The 19,276-nt window shown below is 41.5% G+C and carries 16 protein-coding genes and 3 tRNA genes; 17 read left to right on the forward strand and 2 right to left on the reverse strand.

Translation table 11 applies throughout. From position 1 onward, the window contains the following. Window positions 1-400: 400 nt before the first annotated feature. The 13 genes from dnaA to DESPCE1_RS0100065 all read left to right on the forward strand — a co-directional run bounded on the left by dnaA (window position 401) and on the right by DESPCE1_RS0100065 (window position 13,535). Window positions 401-1,759, forward strand: a complete 1,359-nt coding sequence (dnaA, locus tag DESPCE1_RS0100005) for a chromosomal replication initiator protein DnaA (RefSeq protein ID WP_014792003.1) — start codon at window positions 401-403, stop codon at window positions 1,757-1,759. Window positions 1,760-2,014: 255 nt separating this feature from the next. Next, window positions 2,015-3,118: a DNA polymerase III subunit beta gene (dnaN, locus tag DESPCE1_RS0100010; protein ID WP_019849085.1), complete on the forward strand. Its 1,104-nt coding sequence runs from the start codon at window positions 2,015-2,017 to the stop codon at window positions 3,116-3,118. Between the two features lie 14 nt (window positions 3,119-3,132). Further along, window positions 3,133-4,221: a DNA replication/repair protein RecF gene (gene recF / locus DESPCE1_RS0100015; protein ID WP_014792005.1), complete on the forward strand. Its 1,089-nt coding sequence runs from the start codon at window positions 3,133-3,135 to the stop codon at window positions 4,219-4,221. 3 nt (window positions 4,222-4,224) lie between these two features. Continuing rightward, window positions 4,225-4,482, forward strand: a complete 258-nt coding sequence (gene remB / locus DESPCE1_RS0100020) for an extracellular matrix regulator RemB (RefSeq protein WP_014792006.1) — start codon at window positions 4,225-4,227, stop codon at window positions 4,480-4,482. A 151-nt stretch (window positions 4,483-4,633) separates the two neighbouring features. Next, entirely contained in the window at window positions 4,634-6,568 is a 1,935-nt protein-coding gene (gene gyrB / locus DESPCE1_RS0100025) for a DNA topoisomerase (ATP-hydrolyzing) subunit B (RefSeq protein WP_019849086.1), read from the forward strand. Between the two features lie 13 nt (window positions 6,569-6,581). Then, window positions 6,582-9,059: a DNA gyrase subunit A gene (gyrA, locus tag DESPCE1_RS0100030; RefSeq protein WP_014792008.1), complete on the forward strand. Its 2,478-nt coding sequence runs from the start codon at window positions 6,582-6,584 to the stop codon at window positions 9,057-9,059. An 80-nt stretch (window positions 9,060-9,139) separates the two neighbouring features. Next, window positions 9,140-9,706: a pyridoxal 5'-phosphate synthase glutaminase subunit PdxT gene (gene pdxT / locus DESPCE1_RS0100035; protein WP_028305407.1), complete on the forward strand. Its 567-nt coding sequence runs from the start codon at window positions 9,140-9,142 to the stop codon at window positions 9,704-9,706. A 30-nt stretch (window positions 9,707-9,736) separates the two neighbouring features. Beyond that, window positions 9,737-11,002, forward strand: coding sequence for a serine--tRNA ligase (serS, locus tag DESPCE1_RS0100040; protein ID WP_014792010.1), 1,266 nt, complete (start codon window positions 9,737-9,739; stop codon window positions 11,000-11,002). 241 nt (window positions 11,003-11,243) lie between these two features. After that, window positions 11,244-11,332: transfer RNA gene (locus DESPCE1_RS0100045), tRNA-Ser, on the forward strand. Between the two features lie 175 nt (window positions 11,333-11,507). Continuing rightward, window positions 11,508-11,586, forward strand: a tRNA-Arg gene (locus DESPCE1_RS0100050). A 15-nt stretch (window positions 11,587-11,601) separates the two neighbouring features. Next, on the forward strand, window positions 11,602-12,048 hold the full coding sequence (gene tadA, locus DESPCE1_RS0100055; protein ID WP_014792011.1) for a tRNA adenosine(34) deaminase TadA: 447 nt from the start codon (window positions 11,602-11,604) through the stop codon (window positions 12,046-12,048). Window positions 12,049-12,105: 57 nt separating this feature from the next. Beyond that, window positions 12,106-12,194, forward strand: a tRNA-Ser gene (locus DESPCE1_RS0100060). A gap of 492 nt (window positions 12,195-12,686) precedes the next feature. Continuing rightward, window positions 12,687-13,535: a MerR family transcriptional regulator gene (locus DESPCE1_RS0100065; RefSeq protein WP_019849088.1), complete on the forward strand. Its 849-nt coding sequence runs from the start codon at window positions 12,687-12,689 to the stop codon at window positions 13,533-13,535. Window positions 13,536-13,930: 395 nt separating this feature from the next. Here the strand turns inward: DESPCE1_RS0100065 and DESPCE1_RS0100070 are convergent, their stop codons facing one another. After that, complete coding sequence (locus DESPCE1_RS0100070) at window positions 13,931-14,944, reverse strand: class I SAM-dependent methyltransferase (RefSeq protein WP_242835346.1); 1,014 nt, start codon at window positions 14,942-14,944, stop codon at window positions 13,931-13,933. On the opposite strand from DESPCE1_RS0100070, the gene DESPCE1_RS0100075 reads away from it, so the two are divergent. The 3 genes from DESPCE1_RS0100075 to DESPCE1_RS0100085 all read left to right on the forward strand — a co-directional run bounded on the left by DESPCE1_RS0100075 (window position 14,925) and on the right by DESPCE1_RS0100085 (window position 17,300). After that, window positions 14,925-15,470 (forward strand): RNA polymerase sigma factor, encoded by a 546-nt coding sequence (locus DESPCE1_RS0100075; protein WP_242831421.1) that lies wholly within the window; start codon window positions 14,925-14,927, stop codon window positions 15,468-15,470. The two genes, DESPCE1_RS0100070 and DESPCE1_RS0100075, sit on opposite strands and share 20 nt — an antisense overlap. Further along, on the forward strand, window positions 15,454-16,611 hold the full coding sequence (locus tag DESPCE1_RS0100080; RefSeq protein WP_019849090.1) for a DUF4179 domain-containing protein: 1,158 nt from the start codon (window positions 15,454-15,456) through the stop codon (window positions 16,609-16,611). Before DESPCE1_RS0100075 ends, DESPCE1_RS0100080 begins: the two co-directional genes overlap by 17 nt. Before the next feature lie 242 nt (window positions 16,612-16,853). Further along, on the forward strand, window positions 16,854-17,300 hold the full coding sequence (locus DESPCE1_RS0100085; protein ID WP_014792018.1) for a C-GCAxxG-C-C family protein: 447 nt from the start codon (window positions 16,854-16,856) through the stop codon (window positions 17,298-17,300). A gap of 142 nt (window positions 17,301-17,442) precedes the next feature. Here the strand turns inward: DESPCE1_RS0100085 and DESPCE1_RS0100090 are convergent, their stop codons facing one another. Next, window positions 17,443-17,850, reverse strand: a complete 408-nt coding sequence (locus tag DESPCE1_RS0100090) for a DUF4418 family protein (RefSeq protein ID WP_014792019.1) — start codon at window positions 17,848-17,850, stop codon at window positions 17,443-17,445. Between the two features lie 226 nt (window positions 17,851-18,076). Here DESPCE1_RS0100090 and DESPCE1_RS0100095 point away from each other — a divergent pair, with 226 nt between their 5' ends. Further along, entirely contained in the window at window positions 18,077-19,276 is a 1,200-nt protein-coding gene (locus tag DESPCE1_RS0100095; RefSeq protein WP_019849091.1) for an ABC transporter permease, read from the forward strand.

Raw genomic sequence — 19,276 nt, forward strand, 5'->3', positions numbered from 1 at the left:
TGACGACGATTCTTCGGTTGCCAAGTCCGTTTCATACAGCTATTGCACCTCCTTCAAGGGAAAAAACAAATAAAAATTGCACATCTCTAGAGATTATACTCTAACTTTTTTAGCCCTGTCAAGCAGAGTATATAAGAGTATGCAATAATATTGTGGATAACTTTACCCTTAAAAAAGTTATCCACTTGTTAATAAATTTTTATTAGGACTAACTTCCTGTTGATAACCCCAAAAAAAATTGGTATTATGATTTTACACCGCCTTTAAATACCACGCTTTCGCTTAAATCATTTGTACACAGCAATAATTTTATTGAGTTATCCACAAATGTGCATAAGTTTGTGTATAACTTTTTTATTGTCATATTTTCTACATAATTAGACAAAGGGAGGTCCACTGAATGCCACCCCGTTCTCTACAAGTACTTTGGCAAGAAACTCTATCAAAACTGGAAAACGAACTTTCCAAACCAAGTTTTGAAACCTGGCTCAGTTCCACATACCTCCTCGATATCGAAGGAGACACTCTGATCGTCAGTGTGCCTAATGAATTCGCTAAGGATTGGTTGGAAAGCCGCTATGCCCCCATCATTCGCTCTACTGTTCAATCCATCCTTGGGCAATCCATGAATTTGCGTTTTGTTGTCACCTCAATGCACGAATCTTTTCGCCAAGGGGACAATCAAGCTGAAACTCCTTCTGATACCAAGACAGAATCCCCTGACTCCCCTGACAATAAAACTTTAAATTCAAAATATACCTTTGATACCTTTGTCATTGGCAACAGCAACCGCTTTGCCCATGCGGCTGCTCTGGCGGTGGCTGAATCACCTGCTCTTGCTTATAATCCATTATTTATCTATGGAGGAGTCGGACTGGGCAAAACTCACCTTATGCACGCTATCGGCAATGCAGTCATTCAGCGTTCTCCCAGTACCAGGGTACTTTATGTATCCAGTGAAAAGTTTACCAATGAGCTCATTGAGTCCATCCGTGATCAAAATCCTATCGAATTCCGCAATCATTATCGCAATGTAGATATTTTGCTGATTGACGATATTCAATTTCTTGCCGGTAAGGAAGGTACCCAAGAGGAGTTTTTCCATACCTTTAACGCACTTCATGACGCCAATAAACAAATTATTATTTCCTCCGACCGTCCCCCTAAAGAAATTCCCACCCTTGAAGATCGTTTGCGTTCCCGCTTCGAGTGGGGATTGATAACGGATATTCAACCACCGGATCTGGAGACAAGAATCGCCATCCTGAGAAAAAAAGCAAAGCTGGAAAACCTGCAGGTCGCCAATGAAGTCATGGTCTATATTGCAGATAAAATTCACTCCAACATCAGGGAACTTGAAGGAGCCTTAATTAGGGTCATGGCCTTTGGATCTTTAACTTCCAATCCCATAACCGTTGAGACAGCAGCCGAGGCCCTTAAGGATATCATACCTGTCAACACGCCTAAGGAAATAACCATTGAAATGATTCAGCAGGCAGTAGCAGATTTTTATCATCTTTCTTTAGGTGAGTTTAAGGCCAAAAAAAGAACACGGGCTGTTGCTTTTCCACGCCAAATCGCCATGTATTTATCCAGAGAGCTTACCGATAATTCATTGCCCAGAATTGGTGATGAGTTTGGAGGAAGAGATCATACCACCGTCCTCCATGCCCATGAAAAAATCTCCGAGGGACGCCGTAATGATCCTTTACTGGATAGAAAAATTAATGAAATCATTCAAATTATCCAATCCCTATAACTGGGGTTATCTATGTGTATAAAGTGTTAATGCTTTTGGGATAGAGTTTAGATAAAAATGAGTTTGTTAACATGTGGATAAATTCAATGATTAATTCACATGTTTTTACTCATTTCAAACCATACTCTGCTAAGGGATAAGTTGAATTATCCACATTGAGACAAGCTATAGTACTAATACGACTTAAATTAATATCTTATTATTATTCTCTTAAAAATATTCCACTGTTGATAAGTTTTTGAGGAGGCTGCTTTTATGAAAATTTATTGTTCCAAGGATTCCCTTATCACGGGGGTAAATACTGTCCAAAAAGCAGTATCGAATAAAAACACCTTGCCTGTTCTCCAAGGAATTATGATTAAGGCCGAAGGACAATCTTTGGTTTTTGAAGCGACGGATTTAGAAATAGGAATCCGCTGTGTGGTCCCAGCCCAAGTGGAAAAAGAAGGAGTTATCGTTCTCCCTTCCCGACTCTTTTCTGATCTGGTACGTAAACTTCCGGACGCTTTAATTGAGTTGGAATTGCAGGATGATGTGATCAATATTCATTATAATGAATCGGATTTATCTCTCAGAGGATATGACCCGGAGGAATTTCCTTTATTACCGGACCTCTTTGATGCAGAAACCTTTAACTTACCTGTGTCCATCTTTAAAACGATGATTAAGCAGACTATTTTTGCTTGTTCTACAGAAGAAAGCCGCCCAGTGTTTACAGGCTGTCTTCTCCAGATTGAAGATTCTAATTTACGTCTGATCGCCACAGATACTCATCGTTTAGCCTACCGGATCGCCGAAATATCTAATCCCGAACAGATAAAATTCCAAGGCATTATTCCTGCCAAGACTTTAGGGGAAATTTACCGCCTGCTTAAGGATGAAGACGAACATTTATCCATCCGCTTTAATCAAGCTCAAATCGTTTTTCAGTTTGGATCCGTTCATCTTCTCTCCCGTTTAATTGAAGGACAATTCCCCAATTATAAACAAGTTATCCCCCAATCCTGTCAAACAAAGATTTTATTATCAGCAAAACTCTTCCAAGACTCTGTGGAAAGAGCTTCTTTATTAGCCCGGGATGGGAGCCATACCAGTATCATCAAACTCTCAGTTGATACAGAACGATTATCCATTGATCAAACCTCGGAATTAGGTAAGATTTCCGAGCAGATGGAAGTTAAAAAAGAGGGTAATGATGTTAAAATTGCTTTTAACTCCAAATTTTTATTGGATGTTCTTAAGATTATTGATTCCGATGAGATCGTTTTTGAATTATCTGGTTCTTATAGCCCGGGAATTATTCGTCCAGTAGATGATCCCAATTATCTCTATCTTGCTTTACCTGTACGCACATCTTAAGTTGGCCTATAAGCATGGAAATAAAATGGCTGCATTTAAAGTCTTTTAGAAATTATGATGATCAAGAAGTGGATTTTCAGCCAGGTTTAAATGTCCTGCAAGGGGAGAATGGACAGGGTAAGACCAATATACTGGAAGGTATTTATTATCTTCTGACTGGAAAATCTTACCGTGTCCACCGGGAACAGGAACTGGCCCGCTGGGGAGAAAATGAATTCCATCTCTACGGTGACTTTATTGTTCAGCGGCGAAAATTATGTTTAGAAAGCCATTATAAGGATAAGAAAAAAATTATTAAGATTAATCAAATTCCTTGTCGAAAACTATCTGAATATGTTGGCACAATTAATGTGGTCTTTTTTTCACCGGATGACTTGGTTATGGTCAAAGGTGGGCCTGCTGAAAGAAGACGTTTTTTGGATTTGCATATTGCCCAGCATCATTCGAAACATATTCAACTTCTTAATGCCTATAACAAGGTACTTCAGCAAAAAAATGCCCTTCTTAAACGTTCACAAGGAGGGATTAAAAGTCAAATTGAGTTGTGGAATGAACAAATCCTCCGGATTGGCTCAGAAATCATCAAGAATCGTTGGGAATTTACAGGTTTGCTTTCCCGAAAGAGCAAAGAAATCTATGGACAGATTTCTTCAGGGAAAGAAGAGCTGACTATGGAATATCATTCTCTAGGAAAAAATAATCTGGAAGAAGCTTTAGCTAGTTTTCCTAAACTCTTAGAGGAAAAGATGCCTTTGGAGATTGAAAGAAAGATGATTTTAATTGGGCCCCATCGTGACGACATTCTTTTTAAACTCAATGATCGTTCTACCCGTCTCTATGGATCCCAAGGTCAGCAGCGTTCCATTGTTTTGAGCACAAAATTAGCTGAACTGGAGGTTATTCACCAGGAAAAAGGGGAATATCCATTGCTTTTGCTGGATGATGTGTTGTCTGAATTGGATCGATTCAGGAGAGACTATTTGTTAGATTATATTAAATCTTTACAACAAACCATTATGACCATGACCAGTGCGGAAACCCTTACTCATAGAGCATCCTTAATGCTTAAAGTAGAAAAAGGGCAGATTGGGAGGATTGATTAATTAATGTTTTTACATTTAGGTGGCGATGTACTGATTAATCAGGAAAAGATCATTGCAATTCTGGATTTGGAGACGGCTATGACTAATTCAACCTCAGAAAGTTTCTTAAATAAAATTAAAGAAAAACAAAAAATAAACTATATCTCGGAAAAAGGTAAAGAAAAATCTTTAGTCATTGCCAGGGATGGAAATTACTTTTCCCCTATCTCATCAACCACACTATTAAAACGATCCAGTTCCATGATTATCGGTGAAGAATAGTAAGGATTAAAAAGAAGAAACCTCTCCAGGAATGTGAGGTTTCTTTGATTCGTTTTAGCCCTGGAGACTCCTTTATTTGAATAAAGCGTTGAAAGGTCGTATAATTAAAAGGTTAGATGTATAAGTAGAGGGAATTTGGGAGGGATCAGCTTTGCAAGAAAACGCCGAAATTAAGGATACTATTCCAACCAATGATTATAATGCAGGGCAGATTGAGGTACTTGAAGGGTTAGAAGCGGTTAGAAAAAGACCGGGGATGTATATCGGTTCTACAAGTCCTCGCGGTTTACATCATTTGGTATATGAAATCGTAGATAATAGCATAGATGAGGCCTTGGCGGGGTATTGCGACACCATTGAAGTTGTTATCCACAAAGATAATAGTATTTCGGTAGTGGATAATGGACGGGGTATTCCGGTGGATATTCATCCCAAGTTGGGAAAACCGGCTGTTGAAGTAGCTTTAACCGTTCTTCATGCTGGAGGAAAATTCAGCGGCAGTGCTTACAAAGTATCCGGGGGACTTCACGGGGTGGGGATGAGCGTGGTTAATGCTTTATCCACCTGGCTCCATGTGGAGGTTATGAAGGACGGAAAGATCTATCATCAAGAGTTTATGCGCGGTAAAACCAAGACAGAACTTAAAGTTATCGGTCATGTGGATCAAGACAGGACCGGAACTAAAATCACTTTTTCTCCTGATCCGGAAATTTTCGAGGATACTATCTTTCACTTCGATACTTTAGCCCACCGGCTTCGTGAACTTTCTTTCTTGAATAAAAAGGTATCGATTACCTTGATCGATGAAAGAGAAGACAAAAAAGAGGTTTATTATCATACCGGTGGGATCTATGATTTTGTAAAGTATATCAATCGTTCCAAAGAAGCTCTTCATCCTGAGCCCATTTATTTTGAAGCAGAAAAGGATGGGGTTCAGGTTGAAGTATCCATGCAATATAATGACGGCTATGTGGAAAATCTTTTTTCTTATGCCAATAATATTCATACTCATGAAGGGGGAACCCATGAATCCGGTTTTAAAGCGGCTCTGACCCGGGTGGCTAATGAGTATGCCCGGAAAAATAATATTCTTAAAGCCAATGAAGCCAATCTATCGGGAGAGGACATCCGGGAAGGTTTAACCGCTGTTATCTCGGTTAAAGTTCCTGAACCTCAGTTCGAGGGTCAAACCAAGACCAAATTGGGGAACTCAGAAATTCGTTCTATTGTGGATTCCATCACCGGAGAAGGCTTAACCGTTTTTCTTGAGGAAAATCCCGCCACAGGCAAGAAAGTCATTGAAAAATCCATTCAGGCTTCCCGGGCCCGGGAAGCAGCCCGCAAGGCCCGGGAATTAACCCGGCGCAAAAGCGCTCTGGAAGTCAGCGCTTTGCCGGGGAAATTAGCCGATTGCTCCTGGAAGGAAGCAGAGCTTTGTGAGATGTATATCGTGGAGGGAGACAGTGCGGGGGGTTCGGCAAAACAAGGCCGGGATCGCCGTTTTCAGGCTATTCTGCCCTTGCGTGGAAAAATTCTCAATGTGGAAAAAGCTCGTTTGGATCGAATTCTAAGCAATGCTGAGATCAGAGCGATGATCACAGCGATGGGTACGGGGATTTCTGAGGATTTTGATATTGAAAAAGCCCGCTATCATAAATTGGTGATTATGACCGATGCCGACGTGGATGGTGCCCATATCCGGATTTTGCTCCTGACCTTCTTCTTCCGCTATATGAAACCTTTGATTGAGAACAATTATGTCTATATTGCCCAGCCCCCTCTGTTTAAAGTGAAGAAGGGGAAGGATATCCATTATGTCTACAGCAATGAAGAATTAGCCAAGTTACAAGATGAAATTGGCCGCGATAGAGTAGAAATTCAACGCTATAAAGGTTTAGGGGAAATGAATGCGGAACAGCTTTGGGAAACCACCATGGATCCGGCTAAAAGAACTATTCTGCAAGTGACCATGGAGGATGCCATTAAAGCGGACGAGCTCTTTACCATTCTCATGGGTGATGTGGTCGAGCCAAGGCGTGAATTCATCCAGGATAATGCACAATATGTCCGTAATCTGGACGTCTAAGGGAGGATAGCACATGTCGACTGAAATTCAGGGAGGAAAGATTCTCCCTATCGAAATATCGGAGGAACTAAAAAAATCGTTTATCGATTATTCCATGAGTGTTATCGTCAGCCGGGCTTTGCCGGATGTACGGGATGGTTTAAAACCGGTTCATCGGCGCATTATCTATACCCTTCATGAATTAGGGATGACTCCCAATAAGCCTTACAGTAAATCGGCCCGTCTGGTGGGGGATTGCATGGGGAAATTTCACCCCCATGGAGATTCCTCTATCTATGATGCTGTGGTTCGGTTGGCACAGGATTTTTCCACCCGTTATCCCTTGATCGACGGACATGGCAATTTTGGCTCTGTTGACGGTGATTCTGCCGCTGCCATGCGTTATACTGAAGCAAGAATGGCTAAAATCACTCAATATATGCTGGCTGATATAGATAAGGATACCGTGGATTTTCAACCCAACTATGATGAGCGGGAACAAGAGCCCAAGGTTATGCCGGCAAAATTCCCTAATCTCTTAGTCAACGGTTCGGCAGGAATTGCGGTCGGGATGGCTACGAATATCCCTCCCCATAATCTCACAGAAGTGATTGAGGGAACGATTGCTCAGATCGATAATCCCGAGATCGAGATTAAAGAACTGATGAACTATATCAAGGGACCTGATTTTCCTACCGGTGCCTCCATTATGGGAACGGAAGGAATTATCTCTGCCTACAGAACCGGTAAAGGAAGCTTTAGAATCCGTGCCAAAGCCCATATTGAGGAGATGGAGAAATCCGGGAAAATGCGGATTATCGTGACCGAGATTCCTTATATGGTGAATAAGGCCCGCTTGGTTGAAAAAATTGCTGAACTGGTTCGCGAGAAAAGGATCGAAGGCATTACGGATCTCCGGGATGAATCGGATCGGACAGGGATGCGGATTGTTATGGAACTGCGCCGGGACGTGAATCCTCAGGTGCTTCTCAATCAGCTCTATAAGCATACCCAGATGGAAGACAGCTTCGGGGTCAATATTTTAGCCTTAGTGGACGGTCAACCCAAAGTTCTCAATCTTAAACAAATTATTCATTATTTTATCGAGCATCAAAAAGATGTGATTACCCGCAGAACCCGCTTTGAACTGAATAAAGCGGAAGCGGAAGCCCATATTTTAGAGGGCTTGAGAATTGCCTTGGATTATATCGACGAGGTCATTAATATAATTCGCACCTCCGAAGATGAGCAAAACGCCAAGGAAAATTTAATGGCTCGTTTCGGGCTCAGCGATAAACAATCCCAAGCCATTGTGGATATGAGGCTGAAGAGACTCACCGGTTTGGAAAGAGAGAAGATTGAAGAACAGTATAAAAAAATTCAAGAGACCATTGCCTATTTAAAAGCAGTTCTTGATTCGGAACAAATGGTTCTTGATATTGTTAAGCAGGAACTGCAAGAAGTCAAAGAAAAATTCGGTGATGAACGACGTACGGAAATTTCCTTTGATGCTACCCATATGGATATAGAGGATTTAATTGATGATGAAGAAGTGGTCATCACCATGTCTCACAGGGGATATATCAAGAGAATGCCCCTGAATACCTACAAAAGCCAACGGCGTGGAGGTAAAGGAGTTCATGGCATGGCCACCCGGGAAGAGGATTTTGTGGAGCAAATCTTTACCACCTCCACACATCAATATATTCTGTTCTTTACCACCCGAGGCAAGGTGTATCGCCTAAAAGCCCATGAAATACCTGAAGCAGGCCGTACAGGAAAAGGAACAGCCCTCGTCAATCTCTTAAGTATCAATCCCAGTGAAGAGAAAATTACAGCCGTTTTGTCGATAAGAGAGTATAATGAGGATTTCCATCTTTTCATGGCGACCAAGAATGGGATTGTTAAAAAGACTTTGCTGAAGGAATATGACTCCCCACGTAAAGATGGCTTAATTGCCATAAGCTTAAGCGGTGATGACGAACTTATTGGTGTCCGCTTAACCAAGGCCGATGAGCACATTATCATGGCTACTAAGAATGGTCTATGTATTCGTTTTATAGAATCTGATGTACGTCAAATGGGGAGAACTGCTCATGGGGTCAAAGGAATCTCTTTGGAAAAAGAGGACTTTGTTGTGAGCATGGATGTGATATACGAAGAAGAAGCAGAAATACTATCCATGACAGAGCATGGATTCTCCAAACGGACCAGTCCTTCCGAGTATAGAGTGCAAGGACGGGGCGGGAAGGGTATCATTGCCACGAAGTTAAATGCTAAAACAGGTAAACTGGTAGGGCTCAAGGTCATGAGACCTGAAGATGATATCATGATCATTACTGAAGATGGAATTATTATCCGCCAAGAAGTATCCGGTATTTCTAAACAAGGCCGTTCAGCCCAGGGAGTCATGGCTATGAGAACCGGTGAAAGTAAAGTGGTAGCCATTGCCGTAGTTGACAATAAAGAGAATGAGGAATCAGAATTAGAAGAAATAGAATCTGAGGAATAATCTAAATATAATATAAGGCCAGTGTTAAGCATGAACCATCTCACTGTGCAGAGAGATATGCAGAACGGGGCTGATTATCCATGAACGAGAGGATTGGAGTGTTGTCTCTGGAGGGAACCGATAATGATCCTTGCCAGTTTTTGAAGGAACTTAGGTGCGAAGTGATCAAGGTTCAACAAAGAGAGGATTTAATCAATATTCAGGGTTTAATTATTACAGGCCCAGGAAATAGAGAGAACAGCCTTTCAATAAGTGGGTTAGGGGATAGGATCAAGGAATTAGCGGCTATGGATTTTCCTATCTTTGGACTATGTGCAGGAATGGTTTTACTGTGTAAAGGATCTCTTGGTTATGAGAAGGGTCAGTTAGGACTTATGGATCTGACAGTAGCAAAGGAACCTATGGCGGGGAGAACGGAGGCTTATTTATCCATCCCTGCCTTAGGGGTCAACCCAATGAAGGCTATCTTCAGTGAGGCGCCTTGTATCCAGGAAATTGCCCCAAATGTAGGGATTTTATCAGAATATAATGGTAAAATAGTGTTTGTACGACAGGGGAATATGTTGGCCAGCACCTTTTATCCTGGACAAACATCAGATGATCGTATTTACCGTTATTTTCTGGATATTGTCAATGAAGAAATTTGAAACTAAGTGGTCAGATATGGAGGATTTCAGATGCTAGATCTCAAGTTTGTGCGCACGAACCCCGAAATTATCAAGGAAGCTCTTAAAAAGAGAAATTCCAATGTCAGCTTAGAAGGTTTTTTAAAGCAAGAAGAAGATCGCCGTAAGCTTTTATTCGAGGTGGAATCATTAAAAGCCAAAAGAAACACGGTTTCTGAAGAAGTAGGCCGTCGGAAAAAACATGGCGAAGATGCCGAGCAGCTTATTATAGAAATGCGGGAAGTGGGACAAGAGATTAAGGATCTCGAAGATAAATTAGGTGATATCGAGAAAAGCATGGAAACGGTACTCTATGAAATTCCTAATATTCCTCATGAATCCGTTCCAGTAGGGATTGATGAAACGGCGAATATTCAAGCCCGTTCCTGGGGGGCTCCGCGATCCTTTGATTTCGAACCCTTGCCTCATTATGAAATTGGCGAAAAGCTGGATATATTGGACTTTGCCCGGGCTGGAAAAGTTACGGGAGCTCGTTTTACCTTCTATAAAGGCTTGGGAGCTAAGCTGGAAAGAGCATTGATTAGCTTCATGCTGGATCGGCATACTGAGAAAGGATATGTGGAAGTTCTTCCCCCTTATATGGTTCATCGTAATTCCATGATTGGTACCGGGCAGCTTCCCAAGTTTGAAGAAGACGCCTTTAAGGTTGCTGGGACAGATTATTTTTTAATTCCTACAGCTGAAGTCCCTGTAACAAATATGTATCGGGAAGAAATCCTTGAAGCCGATCAATTACCGATCCATCACTGTGCCTATAGTGCTTGCTTCCGAGCTGAAGCGGGTTCTGCAGGCAGGGATACCCGCGGTCTCATTCGGCAGCATCAATTCAATAAAGTGGAACTGGTGAAATTTGCCCTGCCTGAAAACTCCTATGAGGAGCTGGAGTCATTAACCCGAGACGCAGAGAGCATTCTGCAGGAGCTTGAGCTTCCTTATCGAGTTATGGCATTGTCCACGGGAGATCTAGGATTTAGTTCAGCGAAGACCTACGATCTGGAAGTATGGCTCCCCAGTTTTAATACATACCGGGAGATTTCTTCCTGTAGTAATTTTGAAGATTTCCAGGCTCGTCGTGCTAATATTCGCTTCCGCCGGGCACCAAAAGCCAAGCCTGAATTTCTCCATACCCTTAATGGCAGCGGCTTAGCTATTGGCCGCACTGTTTCCGCTATTCTTGAAAATTATCAGGAAGCCGATGGAAGAGTAAGAGTTCCTAAGGCCTTACAACCTTATATGGGTGTAGAATACATTGGATAATTGTCATTATGCTCTAAGATTGTTTTTATCTGGTGACATGAAAATTTCCTAAAAATTAGATAGGGCTTAAACATTTACACATAAAAAATTTTGTGATATACTAGATTTCGTCACGTTGCCCGATGACTAACCTCCACTAAAGCTTAAGTGGTGAGGACGGGATAAGTGGCGCTAAGTCCCTGGATAAGTCAACTAAACTTCAGGTGGAGTCAAAACTCCACCTGAAGTAAGTTTCCTATACGGAGGGGTGTCCGAGTGGTTTAAGGAGCCGGTCTTGAAAACCGGTGACTCCGCAAGGGGCCGTGGGTTCGAATCCCACCCCCTCCGCCATTAAAAGCTAATCTGTTATTTTTTATATACTTGGTATGTAAGTGGCTGAACAGTAAGTAGGATCATTTATGTAAGCAGTAACTTTTCTCGGCGTAAAGCCGAGTTTTCTATAAGCACCAATTGTCAATACTGTTGATATTGGAGTAGTATAGGTGCTTTGTGTAAGTCAATATTTGGCCTCGTAGCTCAGGTGGATAGAGCGGGGGTTTCCTAAACCCTGTCTTGCGGGGGTTCGAGTCCTCCCGGGGCCACCATTAAACAGAGGTACTATGAATCATCAAGACTATATGCGCTTAGCCCTTGAAGAAGCACGAATCGCCTTTGAATATGGGGAAGTTCCTATCGGGGCAGTAGTGGTACATGATAATCAGGTTATCGCTAAAGCCCATAATGAAAAGGAATTGAGGCAGGATCCCACAGCCCATGCTGAAGTTTTGGCTGTGCAGCGGGCAACTCAAGCCTTGGGAGTTTGGCGTCTTTCTGAAGCCACCCTCTATGTGACTCTGGAACCATGCCCTATGTGTGCCGGTAGTTTGGTCCAGGCTCGCTTAAAGACTCTTGTCTTTGGGGCAGCTGATCTTAAGGGTGGGGCGGTAGGTTCCGTGACCAATGTGTTGGATGTAAACCGCTGGAATCACCGTGTGGAGGTCGTGGCGGGGATACTGGAAGAAGAGTGTTCTCAGATTCTTAAGGATTTTTTCCGAAAGCTGAGGTAAGGTTTAATTTGCTTAAGTGAGAATAGATTGTTGATTGTCATTTAAGCTTTATAGTGTGGAGGAGTATCGAAGTGGTCATAACGGGGCTGACTCGAAATCAGTTGACGGGCAACCGTCCGTGGGTTCGAATCCCACCTCCTCCGCCATTTGAAAGTAAAACCGTATTAGTAAATCAATACGGTTTTTTTAATTGGAATGAAAATAGTTGAAGAGGTGGGATTCGAACGGGAGGGGAATAAAAAATGCGCCCTTTGGAAGCATTTTTCCCGACCCGGCGTGATAGCGAGGGTACCCGAGCGGAGCGAATCCCACCTCTGTAAGCTTTTTGTTGTCGAAAATGTAAAAAGATAGTGATTGATTACAAAGATGGAAACTGCGACATGAACCATATAAAATAAGAATAATGTGTATCAAAGTATTGACATCTCTATTTACCAAACTTCGCAATTTAGTTTTACTATGAAATAAAGAAAAGTGCCGGCTAAGCCGGCGCTTTTTATTTAGAGGTTATTTCATGCCAATAAATTATATTTTGCCACTAAAATAGATGACGAACTGTTCAGTAATTCGTCAAGGTAATGCTATTGACTATAACGTTAGGTCATAGTGTAGTATGACATTGAAAGGAGGGAAGCTATATGATGACGATTCACGAATTGGCCAATTACAGTGGGATCAGCGTAAGGACACTGCACTATTATGATAAGATAGATCTGTTGAAACCCTGCTGCATTGAGCAAAATGGATACCGGAAATACAACGATGATTCGCTCAGGCGTTTGCAGCAGATAATGTTTTATAAAGAAATGGATCTACCGCTTAAGAAAATAAAGGATATTATGAATCAGTCCTCGTTCGATCAAAAGACTGCAATAAAAGATCAGAAAGACTTTTTGGTTGCAAAAAGAAATCGCCTAAATAAGTTGATTGAACAGATGGAACAGATTCTGGAAGGGGACAACACCATGGATTTTAAAGTATTTGAGCATAATGAATTAGAAGAAGTTTTCAGAAGCCGGATTATGCAATTGGATGAATATTACCAGCAGAGTTTGATAAGCCAATATGGAAGCATTGAGGCATGTATTGAGAGTATGATGAAAAACGAAGCTAAAATCAAAGAATCTGCCGTGAAGCATTATGGAAGTATTGATAAGTATATCGAATCATTAAAAAAAGAACCCTTGCCGGAAAAAGGAATGGGTAAGTTACAATTAAAGCTTGATGGTATTGTTAAGCAGATTACAGCCCATAAAGGAAGAGATGTAAGCAATCCCGAAATTCAAAAACTTGTAGATGAGTGGAAGGAAACATTTAAAGAAATATCTGAGAAGGATGACATTTCAGAAGCATTCAGGCGTATATATCATGCCTATATGAATAGCCGAGAGGTAATAGAAATGATGGATGAAATCTATGGTAATGGCTCGATTGTTTTTGTTGGAAAGGCCATGGAGTATAATGATAAAGCATCCAACAGGTTATAAACCGTGAAAAATATAATATAATAGCTTGTTAGACTTTACCAATAAGTTCCATAAGAGGGCTATCTTTCATATAGTATTTCAGAGAAGCAAATATCTATTTCAATCTTTGAAAGAAACAAAATGGCTTAAAAAGATATTCTTTTTATCTAAATGCTTGCTCTGCTATTCTTTTTAAAGAAAGGGGGTAGCCAAAATGCCTTATTATAGAAGAGCACGGTGGCGTGATCCATTCTTCTTTCCGTTCTTCTTTCCATTCTTTTTCATCTAAAATATTTCAGTCTTTAATTGGCTTCACAGGAAGGTTTGAACCTTCCTTTTTTTGTTATAAGTGTTATATATGCAACTAAGTTAAAATGAGAAGTAATTGTAATTACTTACAAGTTAGGAGATAATCTTTATGGTTTTTGTCCATAGAAAAGACCAAATCCAAAGTATTTCTTATTTTTTTTAATAAACACGGCATTCTTTTTTAATCTTTGTAATATTACCGGATGATCACTTATTTTGTACCTAAGGTCCCTTAGCAGTAGCCAGTCCTCTTTTATTTTATTTAAGTCAATACCTAGGAAGCCTGTTTTTAGAAGCCTTTTATTTTTGATTTCTACATGAATAAACCCAACTTTTGATAAAATACCGCACCATTCTTCTATAGACAAAGGTTCTGTGTCAGCACCAAAGCAATCTTTCATTTGTGTTTCAACATCAGAAGGTAATTCCTTTAACTTTATCATTTCAAGATCAGCAACCTGACCTTGGGGCTTAAGTACTCTGTAAATCTCACTATACGCTTTAAATTTATCTAAAAATATTGTTACAGATTCGGTAATGACCCAATCAAATAAGTTAACCTCAAAGGGCAGTGAATATATATCTGCTAATTTGAATTCAACAAGATGGGTTACTCCTTCCTGCTCTGCCCTAAGACACGCCTTTTCAATCATCAGGGGATTTATATCAATACCGATAATTTTGGTCCCTGTAGTTTTGGCCAAATGACATGCAGTTAGGCCGCTGCCACATCCGACATCAAGAACATAGTCTGAGGTATTTATTTTTAACGTTGCTAAAGTGAGCTTCGTTGAACGGAACCCTCCGGGATGAGAACTACCTATACCTAGCCAGCCCAATAAATCAAGATAGTTCATATCCTCTATATTTACAGTCTCTTTCATTACAATTTTCATTCCTTTCTGGTTTAGTATAGGGTATTCTATGCCGTTTTCTTGCCTTGTGAACTTGTAAGAAGTATAAAACCTAAAATAATCTGGACAAAGTTTTACAATAAAAAACCTTTGATCAGGAAAATTTTTATATATAAATGAACCGTTTATGTTTCCGTGACTATTTACAGGTGTACGGGATTTCGAAAGGAGGTCTACATTGGAACTTGTGCGCACAATAAAAGTCAATCAAGCAACCCCCCAATATATGCTTGCCGACCTCGTGGATGAGTACGGCGATTCCCTCTATAAATTTTGCCTCAGCCTTACTTACTCCAGAGAGGATGCAGACGATTTATTTCAAGAAACATTTTCTAAGATATTTGAACAGCTACCGAAATTAAACGATTCGGACAACCCAAAAGGCTTTATATTTTCCACAGCAGTGTTTATCTGGAAAAGCTGGAAACGCAAATATGCCCGCCGCAACCGTTTGGCTCCAGCAGAGCCGTTAGACGAAAATGTGCCGAGTAGCGTCAGCACGGAAGCTAGCTTTATGGAGCAGGAGGAAATTCGTATCGTCCAGGAATTGGTTGAAGCCTTGCCCGATAAATTCAAAATCCCGACAATCCTGTACTATACGGTGGAAATGAGTGTGCCGGATATAGCCGTAACCTTGAAATTACCGGCCGGTACGGTCAAGAGCAGATTATTCAAAGCGAGAAAACTTGTCGAGAGAGGATTGGTGGCGATTCATTATGACTATAAAAAATGAAAAGTCCAATGTGGATTTATTGCTCCGAAAAGCCCTAACCAGCCCTGAAAAGCCCACCCCGGAGCTCATTCAAAAAGTAAAATCCCAGTATGTTAAGGAGGAACCTGTTTTGAGAAAATCAACCATCAGGCGTTCTTTCAGCACGGTTGCCGCCGCTGCTATGGCGCTTGTCATCTTCGCCACAACCGCGTTTGCCGCGTCATATTTTCTGAAGCCCAGCGATGTTGCCAATCAGCTTGGCGATAAGACGCTCTCCGCTGCCTTCGACAGCCCAACAGCCGTCAATATCAATCAGTCCATTACGTCAGGCGATTATACATTTACCCTGCTCGGCCTTGTTTCGGGCAAAGACATTACCGATAACCCGGCCTACAACAGCAACGGCGATATTCTCGGCGACCGCACCTACACCGTGGTTGCCATCCAAAAGAAAGACGGGAGCCCTATGCCAACTGCGCAGGATGAGAATTACCCGTCGTTCTATGTTTCCCCCTATATCAAGGGGCTGAAGCCGTGGCAGGTCAATGCCCATACCTTGAACGGCGGCTATATCGAAAATGTCGTGGACGGCGTGATGTATCGAATCATTGACTGTGACGAAGTAGCCATGTTTGCCGACAGAGGCTTGTATCTCGGCGTCAATACCGGCTCGTTCTACAATTCAGAGGCGTTCAACTATGATGAGAATACGGGTATGCTGACAGCCGACCCGGATTTTGACGGGGCAAGCGTCGTGTTTGACCTGCCGATTGATAAGTCAATGGCTAACCCCGAAAAAGCCCAAACATATCTTGATGAAGTGCTCGGCGAATTTATAACCAACGCCCCGATTGTCAATAACAGTAAATCAGAGGTCAAAGCTGGTACAAAACACGTCATGTCCTATGGCGAATACAAAGCTTGGGCAGATAAGAAACTTGACGAAATGAAAGCATTGGTCGAGCAGGGTAAGTATTCAAAATCCGCAATGGAGCTTGACCGCCGCGGCTTTGATAGCAACCTAAAAGATATTAAAAATGGCGGTACGCTCACCCTGATTGAACATGTGGATGGCAGCTATGAGACGAGTATCTCTTCCCCGGTAGAGGGTTATGATGTTACTGTTGGCGACGACGGCGGTATCTTTATAGAAAGAGACTAACTCGCAAAGCATGTTAACATTTTCGGCAAAAACAAGGGCAGAAATTAATGCTTGACGAAGCAATAACCTCTGCCCTATTTGCTTTCAAATGGCTAAATACTCTATGATATATGGGCCATTGAAAACAATAAAAATGAACCTCAATGATTTGATTGAAATCTCCGCTATACTTTCCCCTTTATATTACTGAAAATTTCGAATATACTATCAATATAAAGATAAGAAATAGGAGGGAGAAAGAGATGGAAGATTTATCTTTGGAAGCTCGTAATCGAGCGGGCGACAACTTCAAACAAGGATTTAATTGCGCTGAGTCGATCGTCAAGGCTTTTAACGAAATGTGTAGTAACCCCATGTGTCCTGAGGTCGTAAAATTGGCGACAGGTTTTGGCGGAGGACTTGGCCATGCTGGATGTATGTGTGGAGCATTAGCGGGTTCAGCTATGGTACTTGGGATATTAAAAGGACGTACCCAGACGACGGAGAGTAGGGATAGTGTTTATCAGCTGTCGAAAGAATTTCATGATCGTTTTGAATCAAAATTCGGAGCAACATGTTGTCGAGCGCTCAACTCCCATGTTTTTGATTCACCGGAGCATCTGCGAAATTGTCTCAAAATAACAGGGGGAACCGGAAAACTCCTAATGGAGTTTCTTCAGGAAAAGAATCTCCTAGCCGATTCACAGTGACCCAGGTCAATTCAACTTCACAAGGCGATCATAGAAAAAGATACCTCAATTCAGAAATAAAAATGAGGCATCTTTTTTATTTACTCGAAAAGGTATTAAGGCCTATGGATCTAAACACCAACTGGATGTGTAGAGAAAGGGGTTAAGTATCGAGCTCTTTTTTAAAGAGAGAGACTAATCCGATCACGATGGTTAAGGTGCCACTGGCTCTTAACCAGAATGCTGTCTCATGGCAGGCCATGACTTTTTTACAGACGCCAATCCCGATTATTGATTCAAAAGTTACCAAGATGAGCATGATCCCTAAGGCAATGACCATGAAGGGATTCTTTTTATTGGTGATAATAGTATATATTGACTGTACCAATAAGAGTATCGCAATGATGGTGGAGGCTTGGGCTGTATAAAAGCACTTCATATGTACCATATTGCCATTTTTCAATTCCAGTAACCCGTCACAGACCGGCGCCCAAATATAAATTGCTCCTATCACAATCGCAATAATAGCCAGCAATCCATAGGCAAGGTGTTTCTGAGTGAAAAACTTCATTGATATACCTTCTTTCGATTATTTTGAGTTATCTGCTTACCCCTAAATTAGTATCCATCGTCAATGAAGTCAAGTGAAAAATATTTTTTTCTCGTGGGGAAAAAGCGAAAGGTTTTTGAATTTAAAACGTTATATAGGTGAAACAGTTTTTTAAAGAGTATTTAGATAGTTTTAATAACTTATTGAATTGGAATGTGAACTATTTCACAGGATGGAGGGTAATAGGATGTGGTTTATAGCCTGGGAAAATGTTATGCGTCGTAAAGGACAATCCATACTTACAGTTTTAATAACGGGATTAACCGTGTTAACCTTTGTTCTAGCTTTTTCGGTGCTATTTACCTTGCAAGAGGGGTTAAAGCTATCCAATGACCGATTAGGCGCAGATATTATTGTTTTACCTAACAAAAGTAACGCTGATGCCTTCCAAACCATCTTTACGGCCGAGCCCGTTAATATTTATATGAATCAAGATATTACCCAGCAAATTGCTCAAGTCAAGGGGATAGAGCAACTGACTTCGCAGTTCTTTACTCAGACTTTGGATCAGAGCTGCTGTTCGATAGGTGGGGCAACTCGCTTAGTAGGTTACGATCCTGCAACGGATTTTATTTTGAAACCTTGGCTAAATGAACATAACCTTACGAGCTTAGAAGATAACCAAATAATAATCGGTGGTAACATTCCTGCTTTCCTTGGTAACCAAGCCTCAGTATTAGGGGGTGTGTTCTCAGTCGTAGGTAACTTATACCCGACGGGAAGTGGGATGGACGAAACACTATTCATGAACATTAATGTTGCCAGGCAGTTAGCCCAAGATAACCCTTATCTTCTGGGACTATGGAAAAAGGAATCCCCAGAAAAGCTCATTTCAGCCATTTTGATTAAGATCTCCGAGGGATATAAACCGGCTCAAGTGGCAGAAGACATAAATAACTTAGGGCTTGCCGTGGAAGCTGTTGCGACTAGTGAAGTAGTCTCATCCATGAGATCGCAAATACTCATTGTCACGAAGCTAATCCTCGGTTTATGGCTGGCTGTATTCTTTGTTGCCTGCTTGGCTTTAATTGGTCGCTTTAGTGCCCTAGCCCGGGAGAGAAAAAAAGAAATCGGACTCCTTAGAGCAATCGGAGTTCAAAGAACAGAGGTATTCAGGCTGATACTGTTAGAAGCATGGTTAATGGCAGGCGCGGGTGGTATAGCAGGCAGCATCCTTGGCGCCCTTGGAGTTAGTTCGATTTTAACGACACTGAGAAGTTCGATGGGCTTGCCGATGGGTCAGTGGTCCTGGAGCTCTGCCTTAGGGAGCGGTGTGTTAGGAATCTTTGTAGCATTGCTTTTAGGGTTCGTAGGCTCTGTGTATCCGGCTTGGAAAAGTTCGAGACTTGATCCGCAAGAAGCAATTGCCAGGGGGGAGGTAGACTAG

It is taken from the genome of Desulfitobacterium sp. PCE1, from assembly GCF_000384015.1.
Classification (GTDB): Bacteria; Bacillota; Desulfitobacteriia; order Desulfitobacteriales; family Desulfitobacteriaceae; genus Desulfitobacterium; species Desulfitobacterium dehalogenans.

What these genes read in the sequence shown, in the direction of transcription:
- gyrA (WP_014792008.1), top strand. Translation starts at nt 6,582, where the DNA reads ATGTCGACTGAAATTCAGGGAGGAAAGATTCTCCCTATCGAAATATCG.
- DESPCE1_RS0100080 (WP_019849090.1), top strand. Translation starts at nt 15,454, where the DNA reads ATGACTATAAAAAATGAAAAGTCCAATGTGGATTTATTGCTCCGAAAA.
- serS (WP_014792010.1), top strand. Translation starts at nt 9,737, where the DNA reads ATGCTAGATCTCAAGTTTGTGCGCACGAACCCCGAAATTATCAAGGAA.
- DESPCE1_RS0100095 (WP_019849091.1), top strand. Translation starts at nt 18,077, where the DNA reads ATGTGGTTTATAGCCTGGGAAAATGTTATGCGTCGTAAAGGACAATCC.
- tadA (WP_014792011.1), top strand. Translation starts at nt 11,602, where the DNA reads ATGAATCATCAAGACTATATGCGCTTAGCCCTTGAAGAAGCACGAATC.
- pdxT (WP_028305407.1), top strand. Translation starts at nt 9,140, where the DNA reads ATGAACGAGAGGATTGGAGTGTTGTCTCTGGAGGGAACCGATAATGAT.
- dnaA (WP_014792003.1), top strand. Translation starts at nt 401, where the DNA reads ATGCCACCCCGTTCTCTACAAGTACTTTGGCAAGAAACTCTATCAAAA.
- DESPCE1_RS0100065 (WP_019849088.1), top strand. Translation starts at nt 12,687, where the DNA reads ATGATGACGATTCACGAATTGGCCAATTACAGTGGGATCAGCGTAAGG.
- recF (WP_014792005.1), top strand. Translation starts at nt 3,133, where the DNA reads ATGGAAATAAAATGGCTGCATTTAAAGTCTTTTAGAAATTATGATGAT.
- DESPCE1_RS0100085 (WP_014792018.1), top strand. Translation starts at nt 16,854, where the DNA reads ATGGAAGATTTATCTTTGGAAGCTCGTAATCGAGCGGGCGACAACTTC.
- remB (WP_014792006.1), top strand. Translation starts at nt 4,225, where the DNA reads ATGTTTTTACATTTAGGTGGCGATGTACTGATTAATCAGGAAAAGATC.
- DESPCE1_RS0100090 (WP_014792019.1), bottom strand. Translation starts at nt 17,850, where the DNA reads ATGAAGTTTTTCACTCAGAAACACCTTGCCTATGGATTGCTGGCTATT.
- dnaN (WP_019849085.1), top strand. Translation starts at nt 2,015, where the DNA reads ATGAAAATTTATTGTTCCAAGGATTCCCTTATCACGGGGGTAAATACT.